The sequence below is a fragment of the Streptomyces sp. NPDC056835 genome (genome assembly GCF_042789485.1).
In the GTDB taxonomy this organism is placed as follows: Bacteria; Actinomycetota; Actinomycetes; order Streptomycetales; family Streptomycetaceae; genus Streptomyces.
In genome coordinates this window covers 156,134-171,802 of sequence record NZ_JBHUBB010000010.1, presented here as the reverse complement: position 1 = coordinate 171,802, position 15,669 = coordinate 156,134, and the positions used below count along the sequence as shown (strand labels likewise).

Annotated in this window: 10 protein-coding genes; 4 read left to right on the top strand and 6 right to left on the bottom strand. The window is 71.7% G+C overall.

Annotation, left to right across the window (positions count from 1 at the left end):
• Window positions 1–55 precede the first annotated feature (55 nt).
• Both yicI and ACFRMN_RS13980 read right to left on the bottom strand, forming a co-directional pair.
• The gene (gene yicI, locus ACFRMN_RS13985) at window positions 56–2,425 is read right to left on the bottom strand and encodes an alpha-xylosidase (protein WP_383018239.1); all 2,370 of its coding nucleotides are present in this window, start codon (window positions 2,423–2,425) and stop codon (window positions 56–58) included.
• A gap of 188 nt (window positions 2,426–2,613) precedes the next feature.
• Window positions 2,614–3,687, bottom strand: a complete 1,074-nt coding sequence (locus tag ACFRMN_RS13980) for a LacI family DNA-binding transcriptional regulator (RefSeq protein WP_383018236.1) — start codon at window positions 3,685–3,687, stop codon at window positions 2,614–2,616.
• 222 nt (window positions 3,688–3,909) lie between these two features.
• Here ACFRMN_RS13980 and pgm point away from each other — a divergent pair, with 222 nt between their 5' ends.
• Window positions 3,910–5,550, top strand: a complete 1,641-nt coding sequence (gene pgm / locus ACFRMN_RS13975) for a phosphoglucomutase (alpha-D-glucose-1,6-bisphosphate-dependent) (protein ID WP_383018233.1) — start codon at window positions 3,910–3,912, stop codon at window positions 5,548–5,550.
• 66 nt (window positions 5,551–5,616) lie between these two features.
• On the opposite strand, the gene ACFRMN_RS13970 is transcribed toward pgm, so the two are convergent.
• Window positions 5,617–8,028, bottom strand: coding sequence for a SpoIIE family protein phosphatase (locus tag ACFRMN_RS13970; RefSeq protein WP_383018230.1), 2,412 nt, complete (start codon window positions 8,026–8,028; stop codon window positions 5,617–5,619).
• A gap of 248 nt (window positions 8,029–8,276) precedes the next feature.
• On the bottom strand, window positions 8,277–8,945 hold the full coding sequence (locus ACFRMN_RS13965; protein WP_383018227.1) for a TetR/AcrR family transcriptional regulator: 669 nt from the start codon (window positions 8,943–8,945) through the stop codon (window positions 8,277–8,279).
• A 149-nt stretch (window positions 8,946–9,094) separates the two neighbouring features.
• Here ACFRMN_RS13965 and ACFRMN_RS13960 point away from each other — a divergent pair, with 149 nt between their 5' ends.
• Both ACFRMN_RS13960 and ACFRMN_RS13955 read left to right on the top strand, forming a co-directional pair.
• The gene (locus ACFRMN_RS13960) at window positions 9,095–10,612 is read left to right on the top strand and encodes a DHA2 family efflux MFS transporter permease subunit (protein WP_383018224.1); all 1,518 of its coding nucleotides are present in this window, start codon (window positions 9,095–9,097) and stop codon (window positions 10,610–10,612) included.
• 88 nt (window positions 10,613–10,700) lie between these two features.
• Complete coding sequence (locus ACFRMN_RS13955) at window positions 10,701–11,978, top strand: ATP-binding protein (RefSeq protein WP_383018221.1); 1,278 nt, start codon at window positions 10,701–10,703, stop codon at window positions 11,976–11,978.
• Window positions 11,979–12,030: 52 nt separating this feature from the next.
• Here the strand turns inward: ACFRMN_RS13955 and ACFRMN_RS13950 are convergent, their stop codons facing one another.
• The gene (locus ACFRMN_RS13950; RefSeq protein WP_383018488.1) at window positions 12,031–12,768 is read right to left on the bottom strand and encodes an SDR family NAD(P)-dependent oxidoreductase; all 738 of its coding nucleotides are present in this window, start codon (window positions 12,766–12,768) and stop codon (window positions 12,031–12,033) included.
• 237 nt (window positions 12,769–13,005) lie between these two features.
• Here ACFRMN_RS13950 and ACFRMN_RS13945 point away from each other — a divergent pair, with 237 nt between their 5' ends.
• Window positions 13,006–13,944: a LysR family transcriptional regulator gene (locus tag ACFRMN_RS13945; protein WP_383018218.1), complete on the top strand. Its 939-nt coding sequence runs from the start codon at window positions 13,006–13,008 to the stop codon at window positions 13,942–13,944.
• 99 nt (window positions 13,945–14,043) lie between these two features.
• On the opposite strand, the gene ACFRMN_RS13940 is transcribed toward ACFRMN_RS13945, so the two are convergent.
• Window positions 14,044–15,636 carry a FadD7 family fatty acid--CoA ligase gene (locus ACFRMN_RS13940; RefSeq protein WP_383018215.1) on the bottom strand — a complete coding sequence of 531 codons (1,593 nt, stop codon included), beginning with the start codon at window positions 15,634–15,636 and terminating at the stop codon, window positions 14,044–14,046.
• Window positions 15,637–15,669: the final 33 nt, after the last annotated feature.

Genomic DNA, 15,669 nt, shown 5'->3' with positions numbered 1-15,669 from the left:
GGGACGTATCGGGGGCGGTGTCACCGGCTCCTGGCCGGTGGCACCGCCCCACCCGTCACCCGTGCCGCTCCCGGACCGCCAGCCGGTGGGTGCCCGCAGGGCAGTGGTACCGCGCGCCGAGCGGGTCGGGGATCGCGTCGGGGATCGCGTCGCCGGTGGCGGCGGCTCCCACGAGCAGTACGTTCCAGGGCAGCTCGCTCCCGGTCTCGACGACGACCTCCGCGCCCGAACGCCGGACGGTGAAGACCGCCGCGTCGCCGGAGCCGTCCTGGGTCGGGATGGCGGTGACGGTCTCCGGCGTACCGTTCGCCGAATCCGCCGTGACCGCTCCGACCGCTCCGACCGCCGGGGCGTACACGCACAGCGTCACCCCGTCCGCCCACGCGTACTCCGGCCCCTCGTCCACCGCGCCGAACGGGATCACCGCGCCGGGCCTCGCCAGCAGCGGCAGGGTGTCGAAGCCATGCGTCTCGCGCCGCCAGCCGGGGCCCGTCACCCGCGCACCGGTGAGGACATGGGTCCAGGTGCCCGCCGGTACGTAGTACTCGACCGTGCCGTTCTCGGTGAAGACCGGCGCCACGAGCAGATCGTCGCCGAGCATGTACTGCCGGTCCAGCGCGCGGCAGGCGGGATCGTCGGGGAACTCCAGCAGCATGGCGCGCATCACCGGCGTACCGGTGTCCCTGGCCTGGACCGCGGCGCGGTACAGATACGGCATCAGCCGGTGCTTGAGCCGGGTGAAGGCGCGGGTGACGGCGACGGCCTCCTCGCCGTAGTCCCACGGCACGCGATACGACTTGCTGCCGTGCAGCCGGCTGTGCGAGGACAGCAGTCCGAACTGCACCCAGCGTTTGAAGAGGGCGGGCGTCGGAGTGCCCTCGAACCCACCGATGTCATGGCTCCAGAAGCCGAAGCCGGACAGACCGAGCGAGAGTCCGCCGCGCAGCGACTCGGCCATCGCCTCGAAGGTCGACTCGCAGTCGCCGCCCCAGTGCACCGGCAGTCGCTGGCCGCCCGCCGTCGCGGAGCGCGCGAAGACGACGGCCTCGCCCTCGCCGCGCTCTTCGCGCAGCAGCTCGAAGACGGTCTCGTTGTACAGCTGCGTGTAGTAGTTGTGCATACGCTCGGGGTCGGCGCCGTCGTACCACACCACATCGGTGGGGACGCGCTCGCCGAAGTCGGTCTTGAAGCAGTCCACCCCCTGGTCGAGCAGGAGGCGCAGCTTCCGCGCGTACCAGTCGCGGGCGGCCGGGCTGGTGAAGTCGACCAGTGCCATGCCGGGCTGCCAGCTGTCCCACTGCCAGACGGAGCCGTCGGGCCTCTTCAGCAGATGCCCCCCGGCCATCCCCTCCGCGAACAGCGGGGACTTCTGCGCGATATACGGATTGATCCAGACGCAGACGCGCAGTCCGCGCTCCTTGAGCCGGGCGAGCATGCCCTCGGGGTCGGGGAAGACCTCCGGGTCCCAGACGAGGTCGCTCCACTGGTACTCGCGCATCCAGAAGCAGTCGAAGTGGAAGACGCTGAGCGGAATCCCGTTGTCGGCCATGCCCCGGACGAAGCGGCTCACCGTCGCCTCGTCGTACGAGGTGGTGAAGGAGGTGGACAGCCACAGGCCGAAGGACCAGGCGGGCGGCAGCGCGGGCCGGCCGGTGAGCGCGGTGTAGCGGGCCAGGACGTCCCGGGGGGCCGGGCCGTGGACGACGAAGAACTCCAGGGTCTGGTCCTCGACGCTGAACTGGACCTGTCCGACCGCCTCGGAGCCCAGCTCGTACGACACCCGGCCGGGGTGGTTGACGAAGACTCCGTAGCCGCGGTCGCTGAGATGGAACGGCACGTTCTTGTACGCCTGTTCGCTGCTGGTGCCGCCGTCCGCCTGCCACAGGTCCACGGTCTGGCCGTTCCTGGTGAACGGGGTGAACCGCTCACCGAGCCCGTACACGCCCTCGCCGACGCCGAGCGCCAGTTGCGCGAGCATGAAGTGCCGGTTCCCTGCGTCGGTCGCGAAGCCGGTGCCGCGCCGGCCGATCGAGGTCAGGATCTGCCCGCCGGCGGTGAAGTCCAGCTGCCAGGGGGCGGCGGTGTCGGTACGCAGGGAGAGTTCGCCGGAGACGAGCTCGATCGTCGAGCCGTCCCTGACCACCTTGGCCGGCGGACCGTCCTGACCGGAAGCGAGCGCGAACTCCGGGTGTCGGCGCCCTCCTCCGCCGTGGTGGGTACAGCGGACGCCGATCACTCCCTCCGCCGGGGACCAGCATTCGACGGTCAGCAGGGGGCCGTTGAGCGTATCGCCGCGGTGGGTGACCCGGTTGACGGGCGCGTAGAGCGTGAACCGGTCGTCGGCGACCACGGCGTCGGCCACGGAGACCGCGTAGTGCGCGGTGACACCGGCGCGCAGCTGCCAGTGACCGTCGGTGAACTTCATCAGTGCTCCTGGGTCCGGGGCGGCGGGGTGGTGGTGTCGCGTCGTACGGTCGAACCGAATCGAATCGATTCGATGAGATGATGCGGCGATGCTAGGCGCTCACCGAAACGGCGACAAGGGCGCCGCCGGACGCGAAGCTGATGCGCCGTCAGGACGGGTGCGGCACTGAGGAATTGCGGTCGGCGGGCTCAGCACGTGGGCGAGCCGAGGGGGTCGGTACCCGGCAGCAGGACCGGACGTATCAGCAGATGGCCCACGGACGCGGCGAGCAGCCGTGTGCCGGCCCCCGCGCCCCGTCCGGTGGCCTCGCGCAGCGCCTCGGCCGCGGTCACGGCGAGCCGGGTGACCTCGGTGGCGAGCGTCTCGACGGGCAGCTCGATCCGGGGCAGCCGACGGCTCGACGGATCGCCCGGCAGGGTGCCGATCACCACGACGGTCAGGTCCTCGGGCACCCGCAGACCGGCCGCGGTCATGGACGTCAGGATGTGATGATGCGCCGAGGGATGCTGCACGATCAGGGCGGTCGACGGCCTTCCGGCTCCCCGGTCCGCGCGGTCCCCGAGCAGCGCGCCGAGCCGATGGGCCAGCCTGCCCGGGTCGTTGACGGAGTGGACCACGGTGACGGCGGCGCCGGTGGTACGCGCGCCCCGGCGGGCGCCCGCGATCCCGCGCAGCGCGTAACTGCGCTGGCTCCGGACCTCTGATTCCCCCGGCGCCAGATACACCATCTCGCGGTGTCCCGCCGCGGCCAGCTCACCCACCGCGAGGGCCGCGGCCTCCTCCCAGTCCAGATCGGTCCACGGAAGGGCGTCCTCGTCGGCGGGCCGCCCGATGAGCGCCGCGGGGAAGGCCAGTTCCCGTACGACGTCGATCCGCGCGTCCTCCATGTCGACCGCCATCAGCACCGCCGCGTCGGCGAGCCCGCTGAGCGCCACCCGCCGCAGCCCCTCCGCCTTGTCCTGGGACGTCGTCAACAGGAGGTCGTAGCCGAGTGCGTTGGCGGCGTCGCTGACGTCGATCGCGAACCGGCCGTCCACGGAGTCCTGGAGCCCGGCCGCGCGGGGCAGCGCCAGGGCGAGCACCTGCGTACGGCTGCTGCGCAGTGTCCGCGCACTGGCCCGTGGGTGGTAGCCGAGGGCGTCCACGGCTTCCTGTACGCGCCGGCGTGTCTCCTCGGAGATGCTGCGGGAGCCGTTGAAGACGTACGAGACGGTGCTCGGCGCGACCCCCGCCCGCCGGGCGACGTCCCTGATGGTAGCCATCCTCGACCCTTCGACGATGTGGGTACGACGCCGGAGAAGATCCCGGGAACGTGCGGAAGCCGCCGTTCGCCATGGTATCGAACAGCCCTGTGGCGTCCGGGAACACGGGGTGGCCGGGCCGCCCCGGGCGCGCGTGCGGCGGGGCGTCCGTCCGGCGTGGCGGCGACCCGGGAAGATGAACCTACGAGCGGACCGTGACAACCCAGATGGAGGAGTGCGCAGATGGCACACGAACGAGCGGGACAGCAGGCGCGGCCGGAGGATCTCATCGATGTCGCCCGGCTGGTGACCGCGTACTACGCGCTGCACCCCGATCCGGAAGAACCGGGCCAGCGCGTGTCGTTCGGGACCTCCGGGCACCGCGGATCGTCCCTGGCCACCGCGTTCAACGAGGACCACATCGCGGCGACCAGCCAGGCGATCTGTGAGTACCGGACCCGGCAGGGCACCGACGGGCCGCTCTTCCTCGGCGCGGACACCCACGCGCTCTCCGAGCCCGCCCGGGTGACCGCCGTCGAGGTGTTCGCCGGGAACGACGTGACCGTGCTCATCGACGCCGCCGACGGCTACACGCCCACACCCGCCGTGTCGCACGCCATCCTCACCCACAACCGCGGCCGCTCCTCGGGCCTGGCGGACGGTGTGGTCGTCACCCCGTCCCACAACCCGCCCGCCGACGGCGGGTTCAAGTACAACCCGCCCAACGGCGGCCCGGCCGGCTCCGACGCCACCAACTGGATCCAGGACCGCGCCAACGAGATCATCGCGGCCGGTCTGAAGGACGTACGGCGGCTGCCCTACACCCGCGCGCTGGCCGCGCCGTCCACCGGGCGCTACGACTTCCTCGGCACGTATGTGGCGGATCTGCCGGCCGTGCTCGATCTGGACGCGGTGCGCGGCGCCGGCGTACGCATCGGCGCGGACCCGCTGGGCGGCGCGTCGGTGGCGTACTGGGGCCGGATCGCCGAGGAACACCGGCTCGATCTGACGGTGGTCAATCCGCTGACCGACCCCACCTGGCGGTTCATGACGCTGGACTGGGACGGCAAGATCCGGATGGACTGCTCGTCGCCGTACGCCATGGCCTCGCTGATCGGACGGCGCGACGAGTTCCAGATCGCCACCGGTAATGACGCGGACTCCGACCGGCACGGCATCGTCACCCCGGACGCCGGGCTGATGAACCCCAATCACTATCTCGCCGCCGCCATCGCCTATCTGTACGCCCACCGTGAGCGGTGGCCCGCCGGGGCGGGCGTCGGCAAGACGCTGGTCTCGTCCGGGATGATCGACCGGGTCGCCGCCGACCTGGGCCGTGAGCTGGTCGAAGTACCCGTCGGTTTCAAGTGGTTCGTGGACGGGCTGATCGGCGGCTCGCTCGGCTTCGGCGGTGAGGAGTCGGCCGGGGCGTCCTTCCTGCGTCGCGACGGCTCGGTGTGGACCACCGACAAGGACGGCATCATCCTGGCCCTCCTGGCCTCCGAGATCCTGGCGGTCACCGGCAAGACGCCCTCCGAGCACTACGCGACGCTGACCGGTCGCTTCGGCGAGCCCGCCTACGCCCGTATCGACGCTCCGGCCACCCCGGCGGAGAAGGCGGTCCTGGCCCGGCTCTCACCCGAGCAGGTCACGGCGGACACCCTCGCCGGGGAGCGGGTCACCGCGGTGCTCACCGAGGCGCCGGGCAATGGCGCGCCCATCGGCGGCATCAAGGTGACGACGGAGAACGCCTGGTTCGCCGCGCGCCCCTCGGGCACCGAGGACGTCTACAAGATCTACGCCGAGTCCTTCCAGGGGCCCGATCATCTCGGCCGGGTGCAGGAGGAGGCCAGGAGCGTCGTCTCGGCGGCCCTGGGCGGCTGACGACTGCGGACCGGGACCCGGTGCGGACGGTGCGTCCCCGGTACGGGGGCGTACGCGTCCGCCCGGTCACGCCGCCGGGAGCGCCAGTTCCGCCCAGATGGCCTTGCCGCTCGGAATCTGGCGGGTGCCCCAGCGATCGGTGAGCTGGGCGACCAGCAACAGGCCGCGCCCGCCCTCGTCGTAGACCCGGGCCCGGCGCAGATGCGGCGCCGTGGTGCTGGTGTCGGAGACCTCGCAGGTGAGCGCGCGGTCACGGATCAGCCGCAGCTGGACCGGGCCCTCGGCGTGCAGGATGGCGTTGGTGAACAGCTCGCTGATCACCAACTCGGTGGTGAAGGTCAGCTCTTCCAGTCCCCAGGCGGCCAGTTGGGTGATCGCGTGGTCCCGGGCGTCGGCGACCAGCGCGGGCTCGGCGGGCAGGTTCCAGGTGGCGACCTGGCTGGCGTCGAGGGCGCGGGTGCGGGCGACGAGCAGGGCCACATCGTCCACGGGTCGGGGCGAGAGCAGCGTACGGAGCACGGTGTCGCAGGTGGTCTCAAGCGAGGGCGACGGATGGGTCAGGATCTCGCACAGCCCGTCGACGCTGGTGGTGATGTCATGGGCGCGGTCCTCGATCAGACCGTCGGTGTACAGGACGAGCGTGCTGCCCTCCGGGATCTCGAACTCGCCCGACTCGAAGGGCAGATCGCCCAGGCCCAGGGGCGGCCCGCCGGGCAGATCGAGCAGATTGACCGTGCCGTCGGGGGTGGCCAGGGCGGGCGCCGGATGGCCGGCGCGGGCCGCGGACAGACGGCGGGACACCGGGTCGTACACGGCGTACAGACAGCTGGCGCCGATGTCCTCGTCGCTGACCGGGTCGGTGTTCTCCGAGGCGAGCCGCCCCACCACATCGTCGAGATGGGTGAGGAGTTCGTCGGGGGGCAGGTCGATGTCCGCGAGGGTACGGACCGCCGTACGCAGCCGTCCCATGGTGGCGGAGGCATGGATGCCGTGCCCGACGACATCGCCGACGACCAGTGCCACCCGGGAGCCGGAGAGCGGGATGACATCGAACCAGTCGCCGCCCACGCCGTACTGGGAGTCGGCGGGCAGATAGCGGGTGGCGACCTCGACGGCCGACTGCGGGGAGATTCCGCGCGGCAGCAGGCTGCGCTGAAGGGTCTCGGCGGTGCCGCGTTCGCGGGTGTAGCGACGGGCGTTGTCGATGCAGACGGCGGCGCGGCCCACCAGTTGCTCGGCGAGGGTGAGGTCGTCCTTCGTGTAGGTCGTGGCATGCCGTCGGCGGGAGAAGAGGGCCACGCCCAGGGTGCTCCCACGGGCGACCAGTGGCGCCGCGACGAGTGAGTGAACACCGAGATCGGGAAGCCGGCCCGCCCGCCCCCGACGCGCCATCCAGGCGCGGTAGCCGGGGTCCCACGGCCCGGTGAGCACCGCCCGGCCGGTGGCCAGACAGCGGGCGGGGGGCGAGGCTTCCGGGAAGCTCACCACCTCCCCGATACGGATGGCGGCTTCCGGGGCCTCCCGCTGGTGGGCGGACTCGTGCGCGACCCTGCGCATCAGGGCCTCGCCGGACGCGGGGCCGGGGATGGGCTCGTCCCCGCGCAGCACCGAGTCGAGCAGATCGACGCTGATGAAGTCGGCGAACCGGGGCAGCGGCGTACTCGCCAGCTCCTGGGCGGTACGGGTCACGTCCAGTGTGGTGCCGATCCGCATACCGGCCTCGTTCAGCAGAGCGAGGCCCTGACGGGCCCAGTACTCCTCGCTGATCTCGAATCCGGTGAGCACGATGGCGCTCACCCGGCCCGCCGGATCCTTGAGCGGGGCGAGGGAGAGCGCCCAGGCGCGATCACGTTCCTCGGCCGACGCCCGGTGGAAGGTCCGCGCGTCCACCGCCTCGCCCGTGCTCAGTACCGTCCGCAGGGCACTCAGGACATCCGCGTTGGTGCGGCTCTCCGGCAGAAATCCCGTCCCCCGGGCCCGCATGTCGTCCTCCGTGCGGCCGATGACACGGCACAGTTCCCCGTTGGCGTGCAGCAGCCGCAGGTCCGTGCCGTAGATCGCGATCGGCACCCCGGACTCGGTGAACGCCCGCCGTATCAGGGCCTCGTCATGACCGGGACCCGGTGTGGCCGCCGCGGCGGCCAGCAGCCAGCGGGTGCCCTCCTCGCCGGTTCGCAGCGGGAACGCGAGCAGTTCCACCTCGCGTCGGCCGCCGTCCCGGTGGTGCGCCGTCACCCTGCCGCTCCACGGCTCCCCGCCGGCCAGCGCCCGGCGCGCGGAGTCGGGCGGATCGGCCCAGAGCAGCGCACCGACCGCGCGTCCCACGGCTTCGGCGGGCCGGTAGCCGAGCAGCGCCTCGGCGCCGGCGCTCCACCGCGCGATGACACCCCGCGCGTCGACCGCGGCCGTGCCCCACCCCGCGCCCCACGGGGACGCGCCCCATGCCTCCCCGGATACCACGCCGCGCGTGTCATCCATATGATCTCTCCCCGCCGGGCAGCTGCCCTTCAGGTGCTCGAACGACCAGGGCCCTTCGCCGACCGTGAAACAAGATTACGACTTTACGCGGATAGACCCTTTTATGGATCTTTACCCCAGGTAGTCCCTCAGGACACCGAGCGCTGCCGCCGGAGGCCCCGGCGGTTCGAAGCGTTCGGGCCTCCTGAGCGCCTGCGGACTCCGCAGCGCCTACGGAGTCCGCAGCGCCTACGGAGCGTCCACAGCGATTACGGAGCGTCGACGGCCCGGGGAGCGTAGGCGCGCAGGAACGTATCGACGGCGGACCGTCCTACGGTGCGCAGTTCGGCGTCGGACACCTCGCGCGTGCCCAGCCGGGTGCGCAGTTCCATCGGGCCCGTGAGCAGCGCGAGCAACTGCTCGGCGGCCAGGTCGGGGTCGCCGGTGTGCAGGCGCCCGGAGAGCGCGAAGCGTGCCAGGCGGTCGGCGAGCGCGTCGTGGAGTCGCTGGGCGCCCTCGCGCTGGATGGTCTCCAGCAGGTCGGGAAACCTCGCCGCTTCGGCGTTGAGAAGCCGGCGCAGCGCCTGGGACTCCTGGTCGCAGTGGTTCTTCAGGATGCGATGGCCGGCTTCCTCCAGCATGGGGCGCACATCGCCGACGGGCTCCCGGAGCTGTTCCAGCGCCGCCAGCCCCGCGCCGCTCGTACGGCCGACGGCGGCCAGCATCGCCTCGCGGAACAGCGTCTCCTTGTCCCCGAGGTGGTTGTAGATGGTGGGCTTGGCCACGCCCGCCTCGGCCGCGATCTCCCGCACGCAGGACTGTCCGTATCCCTCACGGGCGAACGTTCTGAACGCGGCTTCGAGGATCGCCCGCCGCTTGTCGATGCGCCCGCGCGGCGCCTCACGTCCGCTCGCGTTCGAGGTCTTGGCTCCGTTCACCCCGCCATCGTACCGCGTCACCCCAATACATGAACCGCCCGGTTCAATTTTCTGGCCAGCCAGGTTGCAGGAGACCTGGACGGGTCGTTACGTTGAACCGCCTGGTTCAAAAAGTCTTCCCGTGTCGCACTCAGCGGAGTTGGAAAGTGATGTCTCACATCAGAGATGACCGCCTTGACGATGACCGCCTCGATCCCGGACTGTTACGGCTCATCGGGGTGACCCTGCTGGGCGGGATCATGGGGATCCTCGACAGCACGATGGTCACCGTCGCGGCCGACACCCTCGCCGACGAGTTCAACACCTCGCTGAGCGCCATCAGTTGGGCGACGACCGGCTATCTGCTGGCGCTCACGGTCACCATCCCCGTCACGAGCTGGGCGGTCGGCCGGTTCGGCGTCAGGAAGCTCTGGCTGTTCGGACTGGTGCTCTTCCTGATCGGCTCCCTCGCCTCCGCGCTTGCCTGGAACGTGGGGAGCCTGGTGGTCTTCCGGGTCGTCCAGGGTGTCGGCGCCGGCGTCGTCGACCCGCTGGTCCTCGTGATCCTCGCCCGTGCGGCGGGCCCCGGCCGGGCGGGCCGCGTGATGGGCATGATGGGGGTGGTCCTGTCGCTCGGGCCGGTCCTCGGGCCCGTGCTGGGCGGGGTCATGCTCGAATCCATGGGCTGGCGCTCGATGTTCTACATCAATCTGCCCATCGGGATCGTGGCGGTCCTGCTCGCGCTGCGGGTGATCCCGGCCGGCCCGCCCGTCGCCCGCGGGTCCGGGCCCCGTCTCGATGTCGTCGGCGCCCTGCTGATGGCTCCCGGTTTCGCGGCGATCCTGTTCGCCCTCGCGGAGGCGGGCGAAGGCGGCCGGCTCGTCACGCCTTCCGTGCTCACTCCGCTGGTCCTGGGTGTCGCGCTGGTCGTCGGGTACGTGATCCACGCGCTGCGTGTCCGCCGTACCGAACCGCTGATCGACATCCGGCTGTTCAGCAGTCGCGGCTTCGCCGCGAGCGTGACCGTGCAGGGGCTTGTCGGACTGGCCACGTTCGCGGTCCTGTTCGCGCTGCCGCTCTACTACCAGGTGCTGCACGGACACGGCGCTCGCGCGGCCGGACTGCTGGTGGCGCCGCTGGGCCTGGGATCGGCGCTCGCCATGCCTCTCGCCGGACGCCTCAGCGACCGGCTGGGAGCGCGCGGTCCGGTCCGCGGCGGAGCGGTCGTGGCGGCGCTCGCCTCGGTCGGTCTCATCCGTATCGGCGCGGACAGCGGGGAAGTGTGGTCGGTGCTGGCCGCGTTCGCCGTCGGTCTCGGGCTGGGCGGCGTCAGCGCGCCGACCATGGGGGCGCTGTACCGGACGCTGCCGCCGGAGAAGGTGCCGCAGGGCAGCTCCGTCGTCTACAACCTCAACCAGCTCGGCGGAGCGCTCGGGGTCGCCTGCGTCGCCCTGATCCTGGCGGCCGTCGGCAGCGGCGCGGCGGGTGGCAGCGCCATGGGTGGCGGCGGCGCCGGGTTCGATGGCTTCCTGGGCGCCTACTGGTTCGTGTTCGCGGTCACCCTGGTGATTCTGGCCGCCTCTCCGCTGCTGCCCGGCCGCCCCGAGGCCCCGGCCGCGCCTGCCGACGCGCCGTCCGCCCCACCGCGGCCTCCCGTTCGACGGGGGTCCGATCGGCGCGGAGAATGAGAAGGGGCGGGACCGTGGCTGCCGTCCGGCAGCACATGACCGGGGCGCCGCCGAGGCATGCGGCGACCCGCCGGCGAGGTGGCGGACGATGCCGACGTGGCGATTGCGGGACTTCCACGACGACGACCTGGACGGCGCGATCCAGATCTGGGACCAGGACCGGCAGGACGATCCAACGCCCGTCTTCCCCGTCTCCGAGGTCATGGCCGCGGCCCGGACCGGTGAGCCCGCCGTGGTCGCCGTGGTCGGCGACGATCTCGTGGGCATGGCGGTGGCACAGACCCAGGGGGAGCGTGCCTGGATCACGCTGGTGGCGCTCGCCGCGAAGTGGCGTCAGCGCGGGATCGGCAGCGCGCTCATCAGCGAGCTGGAGCGGCGCCTGCGCACCCACGGGGTGCGCAGGATCAGCGCGCTGCTCGCCCCGGGCGCCACCGGAGACACCGCGCTGGAGAACTCCGGCTACCGGACGCGCGAAGGACTCGTCTTCTACGAGAAGGTCGAGCATGTCGGCGCGTGCGACGCGGGTCTGCTCGCCGAACTCGGCGGGAGGGTGATGCCGCAGGGGCTCTGGGGCGCCCTCGCGGGGATGGAGCGGGAGAAGGAGACCATCGAGCGGCGGATCGTGCTGCCGCTGACCGAACCCGCGCTCGCCGACCGGTACGGGGTGACACCACCGAAGGCGGTCATCCTCTTCGGCCCGCCGGGCACCGGCAAGACCAGCTTCGCCAAGGCCGTCGCCTCCCGGCTGGACTGGCCGTTCGTGGAGCTCTTCCCCTCCCGGCTCGCGGCGGCCGGTGCCGGGGGCCTGGCCACCTCTCTGCGGGACGCCTTCGCGGATCTGGCCGAGCTGGAGACCGTACTGCTGTTCATCGACGAGGTCGAGGAGATCGCCGCCGCACGCTCCGGTCTGGCCGTCGATCCCGGTCACGGAGTCACCAACGAGCTGCTGAAGCTGATCCCCGGCTTCCGTGACCATGACGACCGGCTGCTGATCTGTGCCACCAACTCCGTCCGGTCGCTCGATCCGGCGTTTCTGCGCCCCGGCCGGTTCGACTACGTCATACCGGTCGGTCCGCCCGATCCGGTCGCCCGGGAGGCGATCTGGCGGCGCTATCTGGGCCCCGCCGCCGACGGGGTGGAGCTGGGCGAACTGGTCGCGGCCTGCGAGATGTTCACCCCCGCCGACATAGAGTTCGCCGCCCGCAAGGGTGCCCATGCCGCGTTCGAACGGGAAGTCCTCGACCGCCGGGGCGCCCCGGCCCGTACGGACGACTATCTGGCGGCCATCGCCGAGACCCGGCCCACACTCACCGATCAGGCGCTCACCGAGTTCGGGGAGGACATCGAGCGCCATGTGCGGATGTGAGCCGGGTCCGGCCGCACCCATTCGTCGTTGATTCAGGCCTTCATCAGCGGTTTCAGGCCGCGAAGCCGCCGTCCACGGCGATGGAGGCGCCGGTGACATACCGGCCGCCGTCACCCGCGAGGTGGGCCACGGTCGCGGCGACCTCCGACGGCCGCCCGTAACGGCCGAGCGCCGTGAGGCCCCGCTGTATCCCGGCTCCCGGGCCGTCCGCGGGGTTCATGTCGGTGTCGACGGGCCCGGGGTGGATCAGATTCGCCGTGATACCCCTCGGGCCCAGTTCACGGGCGAGCGCCTTGGTCAGACCGGTCAGAGCGGTCTTGCTCGTCGCGTACAGCGCGCCGCCGGGGAAGGCGACCCGCTCGGCCATGCAGCTTCCGATGGTGACGATCCGCCCGCCGTCGGACATGTGCCGCAGAGCCGCCTGGGACGTGAGGAACGGCGCCCGTACGTTGACACTCAGCACGCGGTCGACATCCTCCAGTGGCACTTCCTCGATGGGGCCCATCGCTCCGGTCCCCGCGTTGTTCACCAGGATGTCGAGCCGCCCGAACTCTCCGGCGGCCCGGTCCACCGCGTCACGTACCGCTGTCGCGTCCGCGCTGTCGGCCCGTACCGCCAGGGCCCGGCGGCCCAGCGCCTTGATCCGGTCCACCACCCGCGTCGCGCGCTCGGCGTTGTGCTGATAGGTCAGCGCGACATCGGCTCCGTCTTCGGCGAGCCTGAGCGCCACGGCCTCGCCGATGCCCCGGCTGCCGCCGGTCACGAAAGCCGCCTTGCCATCAAGAACCATGCTCATGATCGTCCGTTTCTCCGTCGGGTATGTGGACATGACGACGATGCTCGTACGCCGCGAACGGGGAGTCCGGCGGCATTCGGACGTGACATCCGGGCCGGTCATTGAACGGTTGATAAGTAGGATGAGTGAAGGCGTCGCCGAGCCGGAGAAGTCGCGGCCCGGTGCCGTCGCGATCCGCGGGCCGCGATCCGCGCATGCGCCGTCAGGGCCGCCGGCAGGGAGGAGTCGCTGATGCTGTTCCGTCAGCTGGAGTATTTCGTGGCCGTGGCCAGGGAGAGGCACTTCGCGCGGGCGGCGGAGGCCTGCTACGTGTCACAGCCCGCGCTCTCGGCGGCGATCGCCAAGCTGGAGCGGGAGCTGAACGTCACGCTGATCAACCGGGGGCACAACTACGAGGGCCTCACCCCGGAGGGCGAACGACTCGTCGTGTGGGCCAAGCGGATCCTCGCCGAACAGGACGCGTTCAAGGCCGAGGTGGCCGCCGTTCAGTCGGGCATCACCGGCACACTGCGGCTGGGGACGGAGCCCACGGCGTCGACGACCCTGGCACTGCCCGTGGCCGCCTTCTGCGGGGCGCACCCGCTGGCGAAGGTGCAGGTACGCTCCCGGCTGTCGGCCAAGACACTCCACCGTCAGCTGCGCGAATTCGAACTGGACGCCGCGATCTCGCACTTCGCCCCCGAGGACCGCGAGAGCCTACAGGTCGTGCCGCTGTACCAGGAGCGGTACGTACTGCTCGCCTCGGGCGACCAGCTGATGCCCCAGACCCACACCATGACCTGGGCGGAGGCGGCGCAGCTGCCACTCGCGCTGCTGACACCCGACATGAGGATCCGTCAGCTCATCGACAGTGTGTTCGCGGAGAGCGGGGTGGTGGTGACCCCGCAGGTGGAGACGGACTCCGTCGCCTCGCTGTACGCGCATGTGGGCGTCGGTGAGTGGGCGAGCATCGTGCCGCACACCTGGCTGCGCGCGATGCCGGTGATCGGCAGGACACGGGCCGTCCGGCTGGTCGCCCCGGACGCGCGGGCGCAGGTCTCGGTCGCGATCCACGCGGCGACGCCCGGTTCGATCGCCGCGCGTGCGTTCGTGAACGCGGCGACGGGCCTGTCGCTGGACGCGTTCTTCGACCAGCCGCTGCCGACGGAGCCCGAGCATCACGTCCGATAGGACAGTCCGGACAGCTCAAGGGTCCGTCAGGACGGGCGGGCAGCTCCAGGGTCCGATGGTCCGACGGGACAGGCGGACAGCTCCAGGACCCCGCGTCCGTCAACGCGCGTACCGGTCGGCCACCGCCCGCCGGTCGAGCCCGCCCTTGGCGGTGTGGGGAAGCGTGGCGACGACGTCGAGCCGGTCGGGCACCTCGGCGGCGGACAGCCGGTTTCGGCAGTACCGCAGGATGTGCTCGGGCCCGAGGTTCTCGCCCTCGCGTACGACCACGGCGGCGCCGACCCGCTGCCCGTAGTGCGCGTCGGGGATCGGGAAGACGGCTGCCTCGGCGACACCGGGGCAGCCGGCGAGGACGTCCTCGACATGCTCGGACGAGATCTTCTCGCCGCCGCGGTTGATGAGGTTCTTGATGTGCCCGGTGAGGAACAGATAGCCGTCCTCGTCCAGGGTGCCCAGGTCGCCGGTGCGCAACCACCCGTCGGTGAAGCTGTGCGCCGTCCCTTCCGGGTTGCCGAGATAGCCGCGGGTGACGGTGGGGCCCTGCACCCACACCTCGCCCCGGGTGCCGGGCGGGCACGTACGACCCTGCGGGTCGACGACCCGCAGACGCACTCCGGTCGACCGGCCGACGGAACCCTGCTTCAGATACCCCTGCTCGGGCAATGGCTCGCTGGTCGTCTGGTGGGTGGACTCGGTCATCCCGTACGCGGACAGCAGCGGCGCGCCGAACGTGCGCTCAAGCGCCCGCTGTGTGGCCGTGTTGAGGGGCGCGCTGCAACTGCGTACGAACTTCAGGGGCGCGGCCCGCGGGCCCGGGTACTCGGTCGCCGACCGGTCGAGCAGGATCTCGTGGATGGTCGGTACCGCGGTGAACCAGCTGGCGGACACGGCCCGTACATCGTCCCAGAACGTGTGCGCCGTGAAACGTCCCCGCTCGGGCAGCAGTACGCATCCGCCGCTGGCGAGGGAGGCGAGGAGCGCCGCGAAGAGTCCGTGACCGTGGAAGAAGGGCATCACGGCGACCGTCGCGTCGCCGGGTCCCAGCTCGTAGGTGGCGCAGATGTCCCGTACGGACGCGGCCACGTTGTCGTGGGTCAGCGGGACCATCTTGGCCCGGCCGGTGGTGCCCGCGGTGAACAGCACGAGGGCGTCACGGTCGGAGAGTTCATGGGCCGCGCCCCGGGCGGGCCGCATCGCGCGCGCGCCGGTGTCGAGTGTGGCCGTCGCCGTCCCGGCGTGGGAGATGTCCACGCGCAGGGGCCAGGCCGGGACCTCGGCCAGGGCGGCTGGCGCGGCGTCGGCGGCGGTGGGTCCGAGGAGGACCACCCGCACTCCCAGCGCATCGAACCGGTCGGTCAGCCGCGCCGCGGACAGCGCGGGGTCGACCGGGGCGACCACCAGCCCGGCCCGTGCCGCGCCCAGCAGCGCGACCACGAACTCGGCCGTGTTGGCGGAGACGAGGCCGACCACGTCACCGCGGCGCAGCCCCATGCGGCCGAGCCGGACGGCGACGTCGGTGGCCAGGGCGGCGAGAGCGCCGTAGGACAGCGGTACGCGGTCCCCGGTGACCACGAGCGCCCGGGAGCGAGGGCGGTCGCGCGCGTGCCGGTCGAGGAGATCGCTGAGGCCGGTGAGCTCCGGCGGCCGGTACGGGCCCGCGTCGCGCACCGATGCCTCGGTCGGAACGGCCATGTGCACGCCTCCTCGCACCAGGTCCGATGAAAC

Coding starts and splice junctions, on each gene's coding strand:
- ACFRMN_RS13980 (WP_383018236.1), bottom strand. CDS start 3,687: ATGGCTACCATCAGGGACGTCGCCCGGCGGGCGGGGGTCGCGCCGAGC.
- ACFRMN_RS13950 (WP_383018488.1), bottom strand. CDS start 12,768: ATGGTTCTTGATGGCAAGGCGGCTTTCGTGACCGGCGGCAGCCGGGGC.
- ACFRMN_RS13970 (WP_383018230.1), bottom strand. CDS start 8,028: ATGGATGACACGCGCGGCGTGGTATCCGGGGAGGCATGGGGCGCGTCC.
- yicI (WP_383018239.1), bottom strand. CDS start 2,425: ATGAAGTTCACCGACGGTCACTGGCAGCTGCGCGCCGGTGTCACCGCG.
- ACFRMN_RS13955 (WP_383018221.1), top strand. CDS start 10,701: ATGCCGACGTGGCGATTGCGGGACTTCCACGACGACGACCTGGACGGC.
- ACFRMN_RS13940 (WP_383018215.1), bottom strand. CDS start 15,636: ATGGCCGTTCCGACCGAGGCATCGGTGCGCGACGCGGGCCCGTACCGG.
- ACFRMN_RS13945 (WP_383018218.1), top strand. CDS start 13,006: ATGCTGTTCCGTCAGCTGGAGTATTTCGTGGCCGTGGCCAGGGAGAGG.
- ACFRMN_RS13960 (WP_383018224.1), top strand. CDS start 9,095: ATGTCTCACATCAGAGATGACCGCCTTGACGATGACCGCCTCGATCCC.
- pgm (WP_383018233.1), top strand. CDS start 3,910: ATGGCACACGAACGAGCGGGACAGCAGGCGCGGCCGGAGGATCTCATC.